This window comes from Nocardia sp. NPDC041819, from assembly GCF_055590505.1.
On sequence record NZ_JBVJAP010000004.1, the window covers coordinates 71,866 to 90,825 of the forward strand.

The 18,960-nt window shown below is 70.9% G+C and carries 16 protein-coding genes; 10 read left to right on the top strand and 6 right to left on the bottom strand.

All coding sequences use genetic code 11. The annotated features are described in order from the left end of the window. Window positions 1–166: 166 nt before the first annotated feature. Together ACZ6DL_RS14900 and ACZ6DL_RS14905 are read right to left on the bottom strand one after the other, a co-directional pair. On the bottom strand, window positions 167–2,464 hold the full coding sequence (locus tag ACZ6DL_RS14900; RefSeq protein WP_466051407.1) for an FdhF/YdeP family oxidoreductase: 2,298 nt from the start codon (window positions 2,462–2,464) through the stop codon (window positions 167–169). A 365-nt stretch (window positions 2,465–2,829) separates the two neighbouring features. After that, window positions 2,830–4,020, bottom strand: a complete 1,191-nt coding sequence (locus tag ACZ6DL_RS14905; RefSeq protein ID WP_466051409.1) for an FHA domain-containing protein — start codon at window positions 4,018–4,020, stop codon at window positions 2,830–2,832. Between the two features lie 650 nt (window positions 4,021–4,670). On the opposite strand from ACZ6DL_RS14905, the gene ACZ6DL_RS14910 reads away from it, so the two are divergent. Both ACZ6DL_RS14910 and ACZ6DL_RS14915 read left to right on the top strand, forming a co-directional pair. Continuing rightward, a complete protein-coding gene (locus ACZ6DL_RS14910) occupies window positions 4,671–5,342 on the top strand; it encodes a TetR/AcrR family transcriptional regulator (protein WP_466051410.1) in 672 nt (223 codons plus the stop codon). A 55-nt stretch (window positions 5,343–5,397) separates the two neighbouring features. Beyond that, the gene (locus ACZ6DL_RS14915; protein WP_466051412.1) at window positions 5,398–5,904 is read left to right on the top strand and encodes a GNAT family N-acetyltransferase; all 507 of its coding nucleotides are present in this window, start codon (window positions 5,398–5,400) and stop codon (window positions 5,902–5,904) included. 13 nt (window positions 5,905–5,917) lie between these two features. Here the strand turns inward: ACZ6DL_RS14915 and ACZ6DL_RS14920 are convergent, their stop codons facing one another. Next, window positions 5,918–7,459, bottom strand: coding sequence for a glycerol-3-phosphate dehydrogenase/oxidase (locus tag ACZ6DL_RS14920; RefSeq protein WP_466051414.1), 1,542 nt, complete (start codon window positions 7,457–7,459; stop codon window positions 5,918–5,920). 45 nt (window positions 7,460–7,504) lie between these two features. Next, a complete protein-coding gene (locus ACZ6DL_RS14925; RefSeq protein ID WP_466051416.1) occupies window positions 7,505–8,131 on the bottom strand; it encodes a TetR/AcrR family transcriptional regulator in 627 nt (208 codons plus the stop codon). A gap of 171 nt (window positions 8,132–8,302) precedes the next feature. Between ACZ6DL_RS14925 and ACZ6DL_RS14930 the strand changes: the two genes are divergently transcribed. Then, window positions 8,303–9,880, top strand: coding sequence for an FAD-binding oxidoreductase (locus ACZ6DL_RS14930; protein WP_466051983.1), 1,578 nt, complete (start codon window positions 8,303–8,305; stop codon window positions 9,878–9,880). Beyond that, a complete protein-coding gene (locus tag ACZ6DL_RS14935) occupies window positions 9,877–10,818 on the top strand; it encodes a YegS/Rv2252/BmrU family lipid kinase (RefSeq protein ID WP_466051417.1) in 942 nt (313 codons plus the stop codon). Before ACZ6DL_RS14930 ends, ACZ6DL_RS14935 begins: the two co-directional genes overlap by 4 nt. 10 nt (window positions 10,819–10,828) lie before the next feature. Here the strand turns inward: ACZ6DL_RS14935 and ACZ6DL_RS14940 are convergent, their stop codons facing one another. Together ACZ6DL_RS14940 and ACZ6DL_RS14945 are read right to left on the bottom strand one after the other, a co-directional pair. Then, window positions 10,829–11,497: an AAA family ATPase gene (locus ACZ6DL_RS14940; protein WP_466051419.1), complete on the bottom strand. Its 669-nt coding sequence runs from the start codon at window positions 11,495–11,497 to the stop codon at window positions 10,829–10,831. A 156-nt stretch (window positions 11,498–11,653) separates the two neighbouring features. After that, window positions 11,654–12,247, bottom strand: a complete 594-nt coding sequence (locus ACZ6DL_RS14945; RefSeq protein ID WP_466051421.1) for a helix-turn-helix domain-containing protein — start codon at window positions 12,245–12,247, stop codon at window positions 11,654–11,656. 90 nt (window positions 12,248–12,337) lie between these two features. On the opposite strand from ACZ6DL_RS14945, the gene ACZ6DL_RS14950 reads away from it, so the two are divergent. The 6 genes from ACZ6DL_RS14950 to ndk all read left to right on the top strand — a co-directional run bounded on the left by ACZ6DL_RS14950 (window position 12,338) and on the right by ndk (window position 18,752). Beyond that, entirely contained in the window at window positions 12,338–13,264 is a 927-nt protein-coding gene (locus ACZ6DL_RS14950) for an NAD(P)/FAD-dependent oxidoreductase (RefSeq protein ID WP_466051423.1), read from the top strand. A 300-nt stretch (window positions 13,265–13,564) separates the two neighbouring features. Next, window positions 13,565–16,243, top strand: coding sequence for a valine--tRNA ligase (locus ACZ6DL_RS14955; RefSeq protein ID WP_466051425.1), 2,679 nt, complete (start codon window positions 13,565–13,567; stop codon window positions 16,241–16,243). 77 nt (window positions 16,244–16,320) lie between these two features. Further along, window positions 16,321–17,706 (top strand): bifunctional tetrahydrofolate synthase/dihydrofolate synthase, encoded by a 1,386-nt coding sequence (gene folC / locus ACZ6DL_RS14960; protein WP_466051985.1) that lies wholly within the window; start codon window positions 16,321–16,323, stop codon window positions 17,704–17,706. Next, entirely contained in the window at window positions 17,703–17,825 is a 123-nt protein-coding gene (locus ACZ6DL_RS14965; protein WP_466051427.1) for a hypothetical protein, read from the top strand. The genes folC and ACZ6DL_RS14965 overlap by 4 nt, the downstream gene beginning before the upstream one ends. After that, window positions 17,822–18,238 carry a DUF4233 domain-containing protein gene (locus ACZ6DL_RS14970; RefSeq protein WP_466051429.1) on the top strand — a complete coding sequence of 139 codons (417 nt, stop codon included), beginning with the start codon at window positions 17,822–17,824 and terminating at the stop codon, window positions 18,236–18,238. The genes ACZ6DL_RS14965 and ACZ6DL_RS14970 overlap by 4 nt, the downstream gene beginning before the upstream one ends. 97 nt (window positions 18,239–18,335) lie before the next feature. Next, complete coding sequence (gene ndk, locus ACZ6DL_RS14975) at window positions 18,336–18,752, top strand: nucleoside-diphosphate kinase (RefSeq protein WP_063053963.1); 417 nt, start codon at window positions 18,336–18,338, stop codon at window positions 18,750–18,752. The last annotated feature ends 208 nt before the right edge of the window (window positions 18,753–18,960 follow it).

Genomic DNA, 18,960 nt, shown 5'->3' on the forward strand with positions numbered 1-18,960 from the left:
CTCCGGGCCTGACCGCTCATGCTGTGTTCGTTGTCGGCATGGGCGGGGCCCTGCGTGGTTACGCTGCGCTGCCGCCTCCGGGCCTGACCGCTCATGCTGTGTTCGTTGTCGGCATGGGCGGGGCCCTGCGTGGTTACGCTGCGCTGCCGCCTCCGGGCCTGACCGCTCATGCCGGGCGGGCTTCGAGCCGGATGGTGACCGCTTTGGAGACGGGGGTGTTCGACCGTTTCGCGACGTGGTCGAGCGGCACCAGCGGGTTGGTTTCGGGATAGTAGGCGGCGGCGTTGCCGCGCGGGGTCGGGTAGGAGACGAGGCGGAAGTTCTCGACGCGGCGTTCGGTGCCGTCGGTCCATTCGGAGACGATGTCGACCGGATCGCCGTCGCGGAAGCCGAACGCGGCGATGTCGTCGGGGTGGACGAGCACCACCTTGCGGCCGTGGTGGATGCCGCGGTATCGGTCGTCGAGGCCGTAGATGGTGGTGTTGTACTGGTCATGGCTGCGCAGGGTTTGCAGGATCAGCCTGCCCGCCGGGACCGGCAGCCAGGTCAGTTCGTTGACGGCGAAGTTCGCCTTACCGGTGGCGGTGCGGAATTCGCGGGCATCGCGCGGCGGATGGGGGAGCTGGAATCCGTTGCGCTCGCGGACTTTCGAGTTGTAGTCGGAGCAGCCGGGCACGACACGGGCGATGGCGTCGCGGACGCTGTCGTAGTCGCGGGCGAAGCGCGCCCACGGCACCGTGTGATCGACGCCGAAAAGCGCTTGGGCGAGTTCGCAGACGATGGCGACTTCGCTGCGCAGCTGCTCGCCGACCGGCTTCAGCCGTCCGGTGGACAGGTGCACCATCGACATCGAATCCTCCACCGAGACCTGCCGTTTGGTGCCGTCCGGGGCGAGGTCGAGATCGGTGCGGCCGAGGGTGGGCAGGATGAGGGCGGTGCGGCCGTGCACGATATGGCTGCGGTTGAGTTTGGTGGACACCTGCACGGTGAGCGCGCAGCCGCGCAGCGCGGCCTCGGTCACGGCGGTGTCGGGGGTGGCGGAGACGAAGTTGCCGCCCATGCCGAAGAAGACCTTTGCGCGTCCGTCGCGCATGGCGCGGATGGCCGCGACGGTGTCGAGGCCGTGCTCGCGCGGGCTGGTGATGCCGAACTCGCGATCGAGGGCGTCGAGGAAGGCCTCGGGCATCTTCTCCCAGATGCCCATGGTGCGGTCGCCTTGCACGTTGGAGTGGCCGCGCACCGGGCACACGCCCGCACCCGGCTTGCCGATCATGCCGCGCAGCAGTAGCAGGTTGATGGCCTCCTCGATGGTGGCCACGGCGTGGGTCTGCTGGGTCAGGCCCATCGCCCAGCACAGGATGATGTTGCGGGAGCGAGCGAACGCCTCGGCGGTGCGCTCGAGTTCGGCCCGGCTCAGGCCGGTGGCCTCCAGCACGGTGGCCAGATCGACCGCGCGCACGTGCTTTTCGTACTCGGCGTAGCCCGCGCAGTGGGCATCGACGAACTCGCGGTCGACGACCGTGCCCGGCGCGCGATCCTCGGCTTCCAGCAGTAGTCGGCCGAGCGCCTGGAACAGGGCCATATCGCCGCCGAGGCGGATCTGCAGGAAGTCGTCGGCGATCGGCACGCCGGTGGTGACGCCCTTGACCGTCTGCGGGTCCCGGAACCCGAGCAGCCCGGTCTCCGGCAGCGGATTCACCGCGATGATCCGAGCGCCCTCGGCCTTGGCGGCGGCGAGCGCGCTGAGCATGCGCGGATGGTTGGTGCCCGGATTCTGTCCCGCGACGACGATCAGATCGGCCTTGGCGAAATCGTCGATGGAGACCGAGCCCTTCCCGATCCCGATCGAGCCGGTCAGCGCGGCGCCGGAGGACTCGTGGCACATGTTGGAGCAGTCCGGCAGGTTGTTGGTGCCGTAGCTGCGCACCAGCAGCTGGTAGAGGAACGCGGTCTCGTTGCTGGTGCGGCCGGAGGTGTAGAACACCGCCTCGTCGGGCGAGTCGAGGCCGCGCAGGGTGTCCGCGATCAACCGGTAGGCCTCGTCCCACGCGATGGGGGAGTAGTGGGTGTCGCCGGGCCGCAGCACCATCGGGTGGGTCAGCCTGCCCTGCTGCCCGAGCCAGTACCCGGACTTCTCGCTCAGTTCAGCGAGGGAGTGGGTCGCGAAGAACTCCGGAGTCACCGTGCGCAGCGTGGCTTCCTCGGCGACTGCCTTCGCGCCGTTCTCGCAGAACTCGGCGGGCCTGCGGTGACCGGTCGGCTCCGGCCACGCGCAGCCGGGGCAGTCGAAGCCGTGTACCTGATTGACCCGCGCCAGGGTGCGGGCGGTCCGGATGACACCCATCTCCTCGACCGAGCGCTTCAGCGCCACCGTCACGGCGGTGACACCCGCGGCCTGCTCTTCGGGCGGTGTCACCGTCAGCTCGGACTCATCGATGTCCCGCTTCGGTCCGTTTCGGTGCATGACGCCATTCTCCTCTCCGCGCGGCCCGAACCGGGCGGGGGCCGTCTGACCGGCCTGCGCCACACCCGAGCCGTGGCATACCGTGACGCCGCCCGCCGCGCCGGAGCGGCGAGATGGGGGTGGTGCCGTTGCCGCCCTGACACTTGTCGACCTTGGTGATCGCCGGGCCCGATGGGGTCGGTCGTGCCGGGGCCGTTGTCGGCGCACGTCGGGCCGGGCTGTGCCAGCGTTATCCCTCGCGCCTGTGCGCTGCTCGTCGCCGGGGTGGGTGAGAACTCGTTCGCTGATGCGAACGCGCGGGCCCGGCGGGAGTTCGGTCGTGGCGGTGCGGATCGGGGTCTGCCTGCCGGTGCCGGATTCGGCGGTCAGGAGCGGCGGCGCGCTCCGGCGATATCCGTCGCGCCCGTGCGCTGCTCGTCGCCGCGGTAGGTGAGGACTCGTTCGCTGATGCGGACGCGCCAGCCCGGCGGGAGTTCGGTCGGGGCGGTGCTGATCCGGGTCCACTGGTCGGTGCCGGGCCCGGCGATGAAGGTGCCGGAGGTCGCGGCGGCGTCCCGGACGTACACCTTGCCGCCGTCGACCGATACATAGGCGTGCACGCGCGAGACGTGGCGGTCGCGCTGGATGACGATCGGGGTGGCGGTGGCGGCGCGGACCGATTCGTCCACCTGCGGTCCGCGCCCGATCACGTAGGCGCGGTTCAGCGGGTAGGCCGCGCCCTCCTCGGTGACCAGCGCGCCGACGGCGGCCTCGCCGGACGACGCGGCGGGGTGCGGAGTTCGCGTTCCGCTGTACTCGAGCGGATTGCGCAAGGCGACCGATTCGTGCGCGGGCTGCACCTGGGACCACGCGAACGGTCGATCCGTGGCGGGCCGGGGCGGTCGTGGCTTGGCGAGGGGCCTGGCCGACTCGGCCGGACGGACGGTCGGCGCCGCGTCCATGCCGGTCGGCGCCGCCTGCGCGACGGCGTCGGCGGCACCCGTGGGTTCGGGTGTCGCCGCGAAACCGGCCGCCGCCGTCGGCTCGGGCTCGGCCTGCGCTGAGGGCGCGGACGTGCGCGGCTCGTCGGCCTTCCCGGCGCGTCGCACCGCGGCCTGTAAGACGAAGCCGCCGCCGGGAACCACGCCGGCGCGCAAGTCCGTGCGCGGCAGCGCGGTCGGCGGCGTGCCGGTGTCCGCGCCGATCGTGATGCGGCGCACCGGTTCGCGCACGATCTCGTCCACCCAGGTGAACGCACGGCCGCCGTGGAGCAGGCGGGTGCCCTCGGCGCCTTGGATTTCCGCGGTCACCGATCCGCGCAACAGGATGAGCATGCCGTCGCCGGTCGGCGCGACCACCCCGAACGGCGGCGGCCGCACCGTGCTGCCGAAGATCACCGCGGCCAAGCGTTGCGCCAGTGCGGCGCCGGGATGCTCCCCTTCGGCCACGGCTTCGATGGTGCCGAGTATTCGGTCCGTGGAGGTCGTTTCGGGCCCGAGGTAGGCGACGACCGCGCCGAAGCGGGCGACGAGCCCGTCGCCCGGTGCGACTCCCACGGTGGACGGTTTACTGCGCACCCGCGCCCTCCTTCCCGGCGCACTACCGGCATACCGAAGCCAGCATAGAGCGTCGGCGACGGCCGACCGGGGTCTGCGAGCATCGCGAAGCGGAAGGCGGATATGGTCCGCCGCGCCGCCCGGCGGCCGAATCGCATTCTGTCGCGTGCGTTCTCGCGCGCGGTCCCTGCCGCCGTCGCCGGGGGGCTGTGAGCTGCGCGTTGTGGTCTTTTCCGCAGTCGGCGGCGGTTCATACCCAGAGAATCATGACTATGTCGTGAGTCATAACGCGAAGATGCTCGAAACGCCCAAGGGTTCGCCGCGCGTCCGCGGTTCGAGTCGTCGGCGAACTTGTTGTGGGCGTCGTCGCGCCGAGAAGCTGCGTCCATGGGAAACCGGGCTGCTCACCGGTGGGCGCTTGCGCCGTCACGTCGGATGGCCGTCACGATAACGACGATGCCGTGGCGGCTCCGGTTCGCCGAGGAGTCGGAGTCGGGATTACGGCTGGGCCGCTTGTGGCACCCCGGGCAGAGGCCGCGCACGATCACGGCCATCAGGGTCGTGGCGGTTGCGGAGAAGCCGGCCCGTGGTGAACCGGGCCCGACATGGTTTGCCGTGGCGGACCTGCGCCGGTCACCCGAACGGCGTTCGTCCCTGGTTATGCTCGGCTGATGAGCGCAGCAGCCGTCAGCCGCCGGGCCCGCCCGGCCAAAGCTCCGCTGAGTCGCGAGGTGATCGTCGAGACCGGCCTGCGTGTCCTGGACCGGTATGGGGCGGCGGCGCTCACCATGCGCCGGGTGGCGCAGGACCTGGATACCGGCGCCGCCTCGCTGTACGTGTACGTCGCCAACCGCGACGATCTGATGGCCGCCATGCTCGACCACGTCCTCGGTTCCGTGCCGGAACCCGCCGGGGCAGGCTGGCGGGAACGGCTCACCGCGCTGGCCGACGCCATGGTGGCGGCGATGAGCAGGCACGAAGGGCTGGCGCTGGTCGCGCTCGGGGTGATTCCGAGCAGTCCGAACGCGTTACGGCTGATGGAACTGATGCTCGGCTCGCTCATCGAGGCGGGACTGGACGATCGGACCGCGTCATGGGCGGTGGACCTGCTCTTTCTGCACATCACCGCGTCGGCGGCCGAACAGAGCGCGCACAATACCGGCGGCGGCACCGAGCAGGAGTACCTCGCGGCGATCGAGCGGCGCTTCGCCGAGTTGCCCGCCGACCGTTATCCGACCGTCGTGGCCATGCGGGAGGCCTTGTTGTCGGGCGAGGGGGACGCGCGTGCGGCCTGGGCCGTGCAAGTGCTGCTCAACGGCATCCTCGCCACGCGGGCGGAGTGAAATTCGCTGGTCCGCGCCGCGGTTGCCGGGTCACAATGGGCCGATGATCCGGGCCGTGACAACCGAAGACCTCATCGTGCTGCAAGAGATCGAGCGCGCGGCGGGCGCACCGTTCGCGGAGATCGGGATGACGGCCGTGGCCGACGACGAACCTCCTTCGATGGCCGCGTTGCGCGAGTTTCAGCGAGCCGGACGGGCCTGGGTCTGGACCGAGGACGACCTGCCGATCGGCTACCTGGTCGCGGGCGTGATCGATGGAAACGCGCATATCGAGCAGGTCTCGGTGCACCCGGACCACGCGGGACGCCGGATCGGCAAGCGGTTGATCGACCGGGCAGCCCGATGGGCCGCCGCCGCGGCGCTGCCCGCGATGACGTTGACCACGTTCACCGAGGTGCCGTGGAACGGCCCGTACTACCGGCGGCTCGGCTTCCGGTATCTGTCGGCGGACGAGGAGACCCCGGGGTTGGTAGCCGTGCGTGCCGCCGAACAGGCACACGGCCTCGACCGCTGGCCGCGCGCGTGCATGCGCGCGGAGCTGTCCGACTGGTCGATGGACTGAGCCCGCTGGGCCGTCAGGCGACAGCGCGCGCGGCCGCGGCCGACGCGGCGGCCCTGTCCTCGTCGATCAGGCCGACGCGCGTGCGCCGATCCAGCAGATCGCCGGCCTCGAGCGCCCCCTCGTGGGAGACCGCGAACGCGAATTCGGCGCCGAGCACGTCGATGCCGGGCGCCACCGGCTCGGCGAGCGACGGATCGCGGCGCGTCGCGGCCAGCACGGTGGCCGCCTCACTGCCGTAGCGCTCGATCAGCACCGGCGGGGCGTCGATGCGGTCGCGCGCCGCGCCGGAGACCGCACCCACCAGCGGCAGCCGCCGGGTGCGGCACGGTCCCGCGGCGAGGTCGCCGTGCGCGACCGCCGCGTCGATCACGTCCTCGGCCATCTTCCGGTAGGTGGTGAGCTTGCCCCCGACGATGGTGATGATCCCGGTCGGGGAACGCAGCACGGCGTGCTTGCGGGAGATGTCGGCCGTGCTGTCGTCGGCGGTCTGCAACAGGGGACGCAATCCGGCATACGAGCCGCGAATATCGTCGCGGGACAACGGCTCACGCAGGGCGGGATTGATGGTGTCGAGCAGGAAACCGATCTCGTCGTCGGTGGGCTTCGGCTCGTCGGGTACCGGGCCCGGCGCGTCCTCGTCGGTCAAGCCCAGATACACCCGGCCGTGCGCGGCGGGAAAGGCGAAGACGAAGCGGCCGACGCTGCCGGGCACCGGGACGGTCAGCGCCGCGGTGAGGCCGCCGAAGGACGCGGCGGAGAACACCAGATGGGTGCCGCGGCTCGGGCGCAACCGGATGCTCGGATCCACCTGGTCCGCCCAGACGCCGGTGGCGTTCACCACGGTGCGCGGCCGCACCGTGAGGGTCTCGCCGGTGCGGGTGTCGCGTAGGGTCGCCGAATTCCCGGTCACCTCGCTCGCTTCGACGCGGGTCAGGATCCGCGCGCCGTGGGCCGCCGCGGTGCGGGCCAGCGCGACGACCAGGCGCGCGTCGTCGACCAGCTGCCCGTCCCATGCCTGGAGGCCGCCGCGCAGGTCCGCACGGCGTACGGTGGGCGCCAGCCGCACGGCCTCCGCCGCGGCGACGCGCCGGGAACGGGGCAGGATCGCCGCGGGGGTGCCCGCGCCCCGCCGCAGCAGATCACCGGCCAGGAAACCGGCGCGCACCAGCGCCGCTTGCGCCGCACCGACATTCGGCAGCAGCGGCACCAGTTGGGGCAGCGGGCGCACCAGATGCGGCGCCGTGGTGCGCATGAGGATGCCGCGTTCCACCGCGCTCTCGTGGGCGATGCCGACCCGGCCGCTCGCCAGATAGCGCAGGCCGCCGTGCACCAGCTTGGAACTCCAGCGGCTGGTGCCGAAGGCCAGGTCGTGGCGCTCGACCAGCACGGTGCGCAGTCCGCGGGCGGCGGCGTCCAAGGCGGCGCCCGCGCCGGTGACGCCTCCGCCGATCACCAGGACGTCGATCTCGGCGCCGTCGCCGAGCCGGGACAGATCCGCGGCGCGGCGCGCGGCGTTCAACGCGGAATCTCCGGTTTGCCCCGAATCAATAGTCATCACAATGCCTTTCGGATGCGTCGGAACCGGGCTGACGCGTACTCATCACGGTCGCTTTCGGGTGGAGTCTTCGACCGCCTCGCGGGCGTGGTCGTCGAGATACCCGTCGATGGCGCGACGGAGTTCGGTGTCGAGGTGCTCACCCGCCAGCAGCGGCGCGACGGTGCCCGCGGACTGCACCGCGGACTGGGCGATCAGCAGCAGCATCGTGGCCATCCGCTCCGGATCGCCCGCGCGGATGGAACCGTCCCGCTGCCCGTCGCGGATGCCCGCGGCGAACAGCTCGATCAGCGCGCGCTGGTTGCGCCCCAGCCTGCCGAAGACGTAGGTGAGCATGAGATCGGTGTCGGTGCGGAAGATCTTGCCGAACAACGGATTCGACCGGATCATCGCCGCTCCGGCGACCACGCCCTCGACCAGCCTGACGCGTGCGCTGCCCGCGGACGGCATGGTGGCCGCCACGATGCCGCGCAGTTCGCGGACCAGCAGTTCGGCCACCAGCGCACCGGTATCCGGCCAGCGGCGGTAGACGGTCGGCCTGCTGACGCCCGCCCGGCGCGCCACCTCGGTGAGCGTGGTGCGACGCACGCCGAACTCCTCCACGCAGGCGCGGGCGGCGTCGAGAATCGCCAGGTCGGTCGCCGAGAGGGCGGTCTCGTCGGGAGCGGTCAAAAATCACCACCGGGGGTAGGTCGGCCGACGGCGAATCGTCGGCGAGGTCCGAGCGTGCGTTACTGCTTGACAGTCTATGTCAAACTGTAACGCATGGTGGACACGCAGCAGCAGACCGACGGCGATCCGGCTCCGTCGGCGAAGACCGGCCCGGCCGGGCCGGCCGCGAGTATGGTCTGGGATGCCTGGGGTATCCCGGCTGGGCACCAGCCACTTTCGGAGCGGATCCGTGGTCTGCTGACGCAGGTGTTCGGAGTGTCCGGCAATCCGGTGGCGCGCCGCGATGAGGGCGACGTGCCACTGCGCGAATCGGCGTTGACGCCCGCGCGGCGAGCCGGGTTGGTCGAGGTGGTCGGTGCGGAGAACGTGTCGGCCGACCACCGCGATCGGCTGTGGCACGCCGGGGGCAAGAGCACACCCGATCTGCTGCGCCGCCGGGCCGAGGGGCCGCAGGACGCGCCGGACGCCGTCGTCTTCCCCGCCGACCACGACGAGGTTCTCGCCGTGCTCGCCTACTGCGCGCGGCACGCCGTCGCGGTGGTTCCGTTCGGCGGCGGCACCAGCGTCGTCGGCGGCGTCGATCCCGTGCGCGGTCGATTCGACACCGTGATCGCCCTGGATCTGCGCAGGCTCGACCGGGTCACCGAGATCGACCCGATCAGCGGCACCGCCACGCTCGGCGCCGGTCTCACCGGTCCGCGCGCGGAGGAACTGCTCGGCGCGCACGGACTGTCCCTCGGCCACTTCCCGCAGAGTTTCGAGTTCGCCACCATCGGCGGCTTCGCGGCGACGCGATCGTCCGGCCAGGCCTCGGCGGGCTACGGCCGCTTCGACGACATGGTGCAGCGGCTGAGGATCGCCACGCCAGGTGGCACGCTCGAACTCGGGCGCGCCCCCGCTTCGGCCGCAGGGCCGGACCTGCGCGAGCTGTTCGTCGGATCGGAGGGAACGCTCGGTGTGATCACCGAGGTCACCCTGCGGGTGCACCCGGTGCCGGAAACCGTTGCCTACCAGGCATGGTCGTTCCCGGATTTCGCCACCGGCGCCGCCGCGTTGCGTGCGGTGGTGCAGGCGGGCGCGGCGCCGACGGTGCTCCGGCTCTCCGACGAGGCGGAGACCGGAATCAATCTCGCCCGCTCCGGCGATATCGGCGGCAACCCGGTGGCAGGGTGCCTGGCCGTCACCACCTATGAGGGCAGCGCGGCGCATGTCACCGCGCGCAGCGCCGAAGCGGGTGCCGTGCTGGCCGCGGCGGGCGGCTCGGCCCTGGGGGAGACGCCGGCCCGGGAGTGGGAGCACGGTCGTTTCGCCGCGCCGTACCTGCGCGACGCGCTCTTGGACGTCGGTGTGCTCTGTGAAACGCTGGAGACCGCCACCACCTGGTCGAATCTGAGCGCGCTGAAGGCGAAGGTGACCGCGGCGCTGACCGAATCGCTGGCGGCGCAGGGGACGCCGCCCCTGATCATGTGTCACATCTCGCACACCTATCCGACCGGCGCGTCGCTGTACTTCACGGTGGTGGCCAAACAGTTGGACGACCCGCTGGCCCAGTGGCAGGCCGCCAAGCGCGCCGCGGGTGACGCCATCGTCGCGGCGGGCGGCACCATCACCCACCACCACGCGGTGGGCACCGATCACCGTCCCTGGGTCCCGGACGAAGTGGGTGACCTCGGCGTGCGTGTCCTGCGGGCGGTGAAGGCCGAACTCGACCCGGCCGGCATCCTGAATCCCGGAAAGCTGGTGCCGTGAAAGACTATTCACCGGTGCGCAAAGTCACGGTGGTGACCAATCCGCGGTCCCGGCACGGCAAGGGAAGCGATGCGGCGACCGCCGCCATCGCCCGCCTGCGCGCGGGCGGCGCCGAGGTCACCGAGGTGTGCGCTCCCTCGGCCGCCGAAACGGTTCGCCAGGTGCGGGATTCGGTCGCGGGCGCGGCACCCGACGCCGTGGTCTGCATCGGCGGCGACGGGCTGGTCAACGTGACCCTTCCGGCCGTCGCGGAGACCGGGGTTCCGCTCGGCATGATCCCCGCGGGCACCGGCAACGATCTGGCCAGGGAACTCGGGGTGCCGACCGACGATCCGGTCGCCGCCGCCGCGCTGGTGTTGCGCGGGCGGACCAGGACGATCGATCTCGGCCGGATCGAGTCGTCCGTGCCGCCGATGTGGTTCGCCACGGTGGCCGGTACCGGATTCGACGCGCGGGTCACTCTGCGCGCCAACGAGATGCGCTGGCCGAGAGGCAGACTGCGCTACACCGCCGCCGCACTGGCCGAGATCTCCGGGCGCTTCACGGTGCCCTACCGGGTCGAACTGGTGGACGCGGTGACCGACGGGCTGACCAACCCCGGCGCGGGCTCCGTGCTGGAGACCGAGGCGGTCATGGTCGCGGTCGGCAACACGCGCACCTACGGCGGGGGCATGCTGATCTGCCCGGACGCGCTCATGGACGATGGCCTACTGGATCTGACCGTGGTCGGCGCGTTGTCGCGCGGGGAGATGCTGCGCCTGCTGCCGGCGTTGTCCGCGGGCAAACGCCAGGATCATCCGGAGGTCAAGCAGTTCCGCGCCGCCGCGGTCACGCTCACCGCGGCCGGCGCGCCCGCCACCGCCGACGGCGAACCTGCGGGCATCCTGCCGATCACCGTCCGGGCGGTCCCCGCGGCGCTGACCGTTCTGGTGCCCTGATCGGCGCAGGTCAGGCGAAAGTCACGCAGCGCAGGTGGTTCACGGTCGCGCGGTCGACGATGACCACCGACCGTGACGCGCGGGCGGCCGAGCGATGCTCCGTCGACACCGCGCGCATCAGCCGCCGCCAGCGCCGCACGTGCAGCCGGAACGCCACATGGTTGATCCGCCTGCCACGGCTGTGCTGGCCTGCGCGCGCCACCGCCGCGGGCACGTCGACCATGAGCAGGTGCAGTTCGCGATCCGCGGCCCAGTGCTCGATCAGGGTGCGCGCCCAGCGGAACGTGGCGCAGTCGTGAATGACGACCGGGCCGGTGACCTCGCGCAGCGCGGTACGAATGGCCAGGAAGTGCGCGGCATGCACCAGCGGGCGCCACAACAGGTAGGGCAGCCACCACAGCTTGGGCCGCCAGCGATTGCGTGCCTGCATCGAGTCGAGCACCAGTACCCCGGCGGCGCTGCGCGACGGCGCGGTGGCCGCGGCATCGGCGCCGAAGAACTTGCGCAGCGCGGTGCTCTTGCCCGCGCCGGGAACGCCCGCGACGATCAGCGCCGCCGCGGCGGGGTACCGGATCTCCGCGATCGCGCGACCGCGCAGATCGTGCAGCGCGTCCGGGACCAGGATCGGCAGCCGAGGTTCGGGAGCGTACGCGGGCACGGATTCCAGCGGGGGGTTCACCTCTCCCAGCGTCCGCAGCCGACACGTGTTCGGCAACCGGGAAAACCCTGGTTTTTCTTGGGGATTCACCGGAGGTGGGACGCCTGGGGTATTCACCCTCTCCAGGGTCCTTCGTTTTCACTGTTTCGGCAATATCGGACATTTCAGACAGTGTGATCACCCCGGTTTGCGACCCGCCGACCGTGCGCGCAGATGCATTCGTTCACCCTGCGACCCGAAAAGGCTCAGGATTTCCACCGGGCCCCGGCCCGCGCTGCCGAACCAATGCGGTTGGCGCGTGTCGAATTCCGCGGCCTCGCCGGGGCCGAGCACCAGATCGTGCTCGCCGAGTATCAGCCGCAGTCGTCCGGAAAGCACGTAGAGCCACTCGAAACCCTCGTGCACCTTCGGGTCGGGGTCGCAGCGCTCGGGCGGAATGACGATCTTGAACGCCTGTAGCGGTCCCGGCTGCCGGGTGAGCGGAAGGATGGTGATTCCGTTCAGCTTTCGTGCCGTGGAGTGGACCCGGGGATCGGCGATCTTGGGCGCGGCCACCAGTTCGTCCAGCGGAACCTGGTGGGCCATCGCGATCGGCAGCAGCAGTTCCAGACTGGCTTTTCGCTGGCCGGACTCCAGCCGCGAGAGCGTGCTCTTGGAGATTCCGGTGCTCTCCGCCAGCGCGGTGAGCGTGACGTTGCGGCGGGTGCGCAGCGCTTTCAGCCGTGGGCCAATGTCGGCGAGGGCCTGGGTGACGGCCGGTGGTGTGGACATGTCCCCAGTGCACTCCGATTTCCCTGATTTGGCAATTTTAGTTGCTGAATCGGGACGGGGACGGCACGGTGTCCGTGGAGGTGATCGCGAATGAGCGAGACATACGACGTAGTGATCGTGGGTGGCGGTGCGGCGGGGCTGTCCGGGGCGCTGGTCCTGGCCCGCGCGCGGCGGCGAGTCGCGGTGGTCAGCGGCGGTGCGCCGCGCAACGCCCCGGCCGAGCACATGCACGGGTTCCTGTCCCGGGACGGGATGCCGCCGGCCGAGCTGCTGGCGACCGGGGCCGCCGAGGTCACGAGCTACGGCGCGGAACTGATCGATGACGTCGTCGTCGGCGCGGAACGGACGGCGGAGTCGGACTACACGCTGCGGCTGCGCGGCGGCGGGGCGTTGCGGACTCGCCGCGTGCTCGTGGCCACCGGACTGCGCGACGAACTCCCGGAGTTGCCCGGAGTGCGGGAGCGCTGGGGCCGTGACGTGCTGCACTGCCCCTACTGCCACGGTTACGAGGTCCGGGACCAGCCGATCGGGGTGCTGGGCGGTGCGGAATCCGGCGCCCTGGCCCGCGCGGTGCATCTGGCGCTGCTGCTGCCGCAGTGGTCGGACGACGTCGTCTTCTTCCCGAACGCGATGCCCCTGTCCGAGAGTGATCGCGCTCGCCTGGAGGCGCGCGGGGTCCGGCTGATCGAGGGCGAGGTGGCCCGGTTCGCGGTGGACGACCGGCTGCGCGGTGTGGAACTGGCCGACGGGCGAGCGGTGCCGAGGACGGCGATGTTCGTCACGCCGACCTTCCGTGCCAACGACGACGTGCTGGTCGGGCTCGGCTGCGTGTTCGACGCCGACGGCTGGGTGGTGACCGACGCGACGGGGCGCACCAGCGTGCCGGGTGTCTGGGCCGCGGGCAACGTCGCTAATCCGGCAGCGCAGGTGATCTCCGCCGCCGGGGCGGGCTCCACCGCGGCGATCGCGATCAACGGCGACTTGGTGTCGGCCGACGTCGCCGTGCTCGCCCGTTGAGGGGGAATATCGAGGTACGAAACGCGGAAGCTGAGAATTACTTATGGATTCCAGGCCCGGCCTCGGATCGCCGGTAAGCTACTGACATAGGCGGAGTGTTCGGTGTCCCTCATCCACCGAAGACTCCGCCTTCCCTTGTCTCCGTCACGTAATGCGGCTCCGTACGGTTCGTATCGAGCGCCACTCGCCAGGCGGATATGCCTCCGATTTCCGGCGTGGCGCCGACCGGCGGATCCGCGGGAGCGGTGACCGGGCCGACCGACCCGAAGTCGGCGGATCGAAGCGCTCTAGAATCGCGGGGTGACCAGCGCAGCCCCTGACAACACGCGTAATCGTGCCGATGCCCTCCCCAAGAGCTGGACTCCCAGCGAGGTGGAGGCCGAGATGTACGAGCGCTGGGTAGCCGCGGGCTATTTCACCGCCGACCCGGGCAGCGGCAAGCCGGCCTACTCGATCGTGCTGCCGCCGCCGAACGTCACCGGCACCCTGCATATGGGCCACGCGCTCGACCACACCCTGATGGACACGCTGTCGCGCCGCAAGCGCATGCAGGGCTACGAGGTGCTGTGGCTGCCCGGGATGGACCACGCGGGCATCGCCACCCAGACCGTGGTGGAGAAGCAGCTCGCGGTGGACGGCAAGACCAAGGAAGACTTCGGCCGCGAACTGTTCGTGCAGAAGGTCTGGGACTGGAAGCGGGAGTCCGGCGGCGCCATCCAGTGGCAGATGCGCGCGCTCGGCGACGGCGTGGACTGGAGCCGGGACCGCTTCACCATGGACGAGGGCCTCTCGCGCGCCGTGCAGACCATGTTCAAGCGGCTCTACGACGCGGGCCTGATCTACCGCGCGGAGCGGCTGGTGAACTGGTCGCCGGAGCTGCGCACCGCCATCTCCGACATCGAGGTCAAGTACGAGGACGTGGAAGGCGAGCTGGTCTCGCTGCGCTACGGGTCGCTGGACGACGACCGGCCGCACGTCGTCGTGGCCACCACCCGGGTGGAGACCATGCTCGGCGACACGGCGGTGGCCGTGCATCCGGAGGACCCGCGGTACCGGGCCCTGATCGGCACCACCCTGGAACATCCGATCACCGGGCGGCAGATCCCGATCATCGCCGACGACTACGTCGATCCCGAATTCGGCTCGGGCGCGGTGAAGATCACACCGGCGCACGACCCCAACGACTTCGAGATGGGTCTGCGGCACGGCCTGCCGATGCCGACGATCATGGACGAGCGCGGCCGGATCACCGGCACCGGAACCGAATTCGACGGCATGGACCGGTTCGAGGCGCGCGTCAAGGTGCGTGAGCGGCTCGCGCGGGAGGGCCGGGTGGTCGCCGAGAAGCGGCCGTACCTGCACAGTGTCGGGCACTCCGAGCGCACCGGCGAGCCGATCGAGCCGCGCCTGTCCATGCAGTGGTGGGTGAAGGTCGAGTCGCTGGCCAAGGCGGCCGGTGACGCCGTGCGCAGCGGCGACACCGTGATCCACCCCAAGAGCCAGGAGCCGCGCTGGTTCGGCTGGGTCGACGACATGCACGACTGGTGCATCTCGCGTCAGCTGTGGTGGGGCCACCGCATCCCGATCTGGTACGGACCCGAGGGCGAAGTGGTCTGCGTCGGGCCGGACGAGCAGGCGCCCGAGGGCTGGGTGCAGGACCCGGACGTGCTCGACACCTGGTTCTCCTCCGGCCTGTGGCCGTTCTCCACGATGGGCTGGCCGCACGCCACCGCCGAACTGGAGAAGTTCTATCCCACCAGCGTGCTCGTCACCGGCTACGACATCCTGTTCTTCTGGGTGGCGCGGATGATGATGTTCGGCACCTACGTCGCCGAGGACGCCGCGCTGACCGCGGGCAAGAGCGGCGAGCGGCAGGTGCCGTTCAAGGACGTGTTCCTGCACGGCCTGATCCGCGACCAGTTCGGCAAGAAGATGTCCAAATCGCGCGGCAACGGCATCGACCCGCTGGACTGGATCAACACCTTCGGCGCCGACGCCACCCGGTTCACCCTCGCGCGCGGCGCGCAGCCCGGCGGTGACCTGTCGGTCGGCGAGCCGCACGTGCTCGCCTCGCGTAGCTTCGTGACGAAGCTGTTCAACGCGACCAAGTTCGCGCTGATGAACGGCGCGCGGGTGGGCGATCTGCCCGATCGGGCGCAGCTCACCGACGCCGACCGCTGGATCCTGGACCGGCTGGACGCGGTGCGCGCCGAAGCGGACGCCGCGTTCGACGCCTACGAGTTCGGCAAGGCGTGCGAGGCGCTCTACCACTTCGCCTGGGACGAGCTGTGCGATTGGTACCTGGAGCTGGCCAAGGTGCAGTTCGCCGCCGACGGCGCCCGCGCCGAGGCCACCCAGCTGGTGCTCGGGTCGGTGCTCGACGCCGTGCTGCGCCTGCTGCACCCGGTCATCCCGTTCGTCACCGAATCGTTGTGGCAGGCGCTGACCGGCGGTGCTTCGGTGGTGATCGCGCCGTGGCCGCAGGCCTCCGGGGTGCCGGCGGATCAGGAAGCGGCGCAACGCGTCTCGGACACCCAGCGGTTGATCACGGAGATCCGGCGGTTCCGCAGCGACCAGGGCCTGGCCGACAAGCAGAAGGTCGCGGCCCAGCTGATCGGCGTGGACGAGGCGGGGCTCGGCGAGCAGGCGGCGTCGGTGGCGAACCTGGCGCGGCTGACCGAGCCCGGCGCCGACTTCGCCGCGACCGCGTCGGTGGAGGTCCGCCTGAGCGCGGGGACGGTCACCGTGGAGCTGGACACCTCGGGCGCGGTCGACCTGGACGCCGAACGCCGCAGGCTCGAGAAGGATCTGGCCGCCGCGCAGAAGGAATTGCAGAGCACCGCGGCCAAGCTCGGCAACGAGGCGTTCCTGGCGAAGGCGCCCGAGCACGTGGTCGACAAGATCCGCGGCAGGCAGCAGGTCGCCTCCGACGAGGTGGCACGCATCGGGGCGCGACTGGCGGAGTTGAGCGGCAAGTGAACCACGAGCCGGAACCGCAATACGGCGACGACGAGCGCCGTGGCGGCGGAGCGCGACTCGGCTCCGGCCCGTCGCCGGTGGAACTGGCCGAGATGGCGCTGGTCGAGGCCGAACTCGACCGGCGCTGGCCGGAGACCAAGATCGAGCCGTCGCTCACCAGGATCGCCACGCTGATGGACCTGCTCGGTTCGCCGCAGCAGAACTACCCGGCGATCCACATCGCGGGCACCAATGGCAAGACCTCGGTGACCAGGATGATCGACGCGCTGCTCACCGCGCTGCATCGGCGCACCGGCCGGATCACCAGCCCCCATCTGCAACTGGCCACCGAGCGCATCAGCATCGACAACGCGCCGATCACCCCGGCCCGGTACGTGGAGCTCTACCGCGAACTGCTGCCTTTCGTCGAGATGATCGACAAGCAGTCGGCGGCCGCGGGGGGGCCTGCGATGAGCAAGTTCGAGGTGCTCACCGGCATGGCCTTCGCGGCCTTCGCCGAGGCGCCGGTCGACGTCGCGGTCGTCGAGACGGGGATGGGCGGCACCTGGGACGCCACGAACGTCGTCGACGGGCAGGTCGCGGTGATCACACCGATCGGCTTGGATCACACCGACTACCTCGGCCCGGATCTGACCTCGATCGCGGGGGAGAAGGCCGGGATCATCAAGCGGGCACCCGAGAGCCTGGTACCGCACGACAACGTCGCGGTGATCGCGGAGCAGGACCCCGAGGCGATGGAGGTGCTGCTGCGCCGTGCCGTGGCGGTGGACGCCGCGGTCGCGCGTGAGGGCGCCGAGTTCCGCGTGCTCGCCCGGCAGATCGCGGTGGGCGGGCAGCAACTCGAATTGCAGGGCCTGGGCGGGGTGTACGACGAGATCTTCCTGCCGCTGCACGGCGAGCACCAAGCGCGCAACGCGGTGCTCGCGCTCGCGGCGGTGGAGGCGTTCTTCGGCGCGGGCGCGCAGCGCAAACTGGACATCGACGCCGTGCGCGCCGGTTTCGCGAGCGTCACCAGCCCCGGGCGGCTGGAGCGTATGCGCAGCGCGCCGACCATCTTCATCGACGCCGCGCACAATCCGGCGGGCGCGCGAGCGCTGGCCGCGACGCTGACCGAGGAGTTCGACTTCCGCAAGCTGGTCGGCGTGGTCGCGGTGCTCGGTGACAAGGACGCCGAGGGCATCCTCGCCGCCCTGGAGCCGGTGTTCGACGAGATCGTCGTCACCAGCAACGGTTCGCCTCGCGCGCTGGACGTGGAGACCCTCGCCGACCTCGCGGTGCAGCGGTTCGGCGACGAGCGCGTGGTCTCCGCCGCCACCCTGCCCGACGCGCTGGAGACCGCCATCGCGATCGCCGAAGAGGTGGGCGAGGCGGGCGAGATGGTCTCCGGCGCGGGAGTGGTGGTGACGGGGTCGGTGGTCACGGCCGGGGCGGCCCGCGCGCTGTTCGGGAAGGACCCGGCGTGAGTGCCGGGCTCACCGACGGCGGCACAGGTGACCACGGCGGGTCCGCGCTCGTCGAGAACCGCCGCACGAACGCCGGACACCCCGAGAGCCCGGCGGATGCCGAGGAGGGCACAGCATGAGCGAACCGGCCGACCGAGGCGAGCAATCGGTACCCGCGCCCGCGACCGACCCGTGGAAGGGTTTCCGCGGGGTGATGGCGGGAACGTTGGTGCTCGAGGCGATCGTGGTGCTGCTGGCGCTGCCGGTGGTCGCCGACGTCGGCGGCGGGGTGACCTGGCTGTCCGGCACCTACCTCGTGGTTCTCGCGGTGGTGATGTTCCTCGGGGCGGGGGTGCAGCGGCGGTCCTGGGCGCTGCCGTTCAACCTCGGGCTCCAGGTGCTCGTCCTGCTCGGCGCGTTCATCCACGTGTCCATCGGCGTCATAGGCGTGGTGTTCGGCGTGGTCTGGGGCTTCCTGCTGGTGCTGCGCGCCGACGTACGCGGCCGGATGGAGAAGGGCCTGCTGCCCAGTCAGCGCATCCAGCGGTCGTAGTCGCAGGGCACGCGGGCGCGGCTGCCGCGCCACTGGGACGCCGGTCGGTCCGACCGCTGGTGCGGTGCCCCGAAGTGTGCCGGATAGGCTGTGCGCCGTGACTGAACAGACGTTGGTACTCATCAAGCCGGACGGTGTGGCCCGTGGCCTTGTCGGCGAGGTGCTGGCACGTATCGAGCGCAAGGGCCTGAAGATCGCCGCCCTCGAACTGAAGCACGTATCCGAGGAACTGGCCGAGGGCCACTATGCCGAGCACGCCGAGAAGCCGTTCTTCGGGTCCCTGATCGAGTTCATCACCTCGGGCCCGGTCGTCGCGGCCATCTTGGAAGGCCCCCGCGCCATCGCCGCCTTCCGCCAGATCGCGGGCGGCACCGACCCGGTGGAGAAGGCCGTGCCCGGCAGCATTCGCGGAGACTTCGCTCTGGAGACCCAGGAGAACCTGGTCCACGGCTCGGATTCACCCGAATCGGCCAAGCGCGAGATCGCGCTCTGGTTCCCCGATCGGCCCGCCTGACCGAGTCTCGAGCGCCGTGCCCGCGCCGCCGCGACCGGCGTGTTCGCGCCGCGGGCCCGACCGGTTCGAGCGCCGATGGCGAACGCCCGGCGCGCGGTGTGGGATACTGGCATCGGCTGCTTTCGATGCCGACTGTTCGTGCAGGTGCGCGAACGAGACGTGACGAGCGCAGCCGGATGACACCACGGTTCGATGCCGATCATCGCTG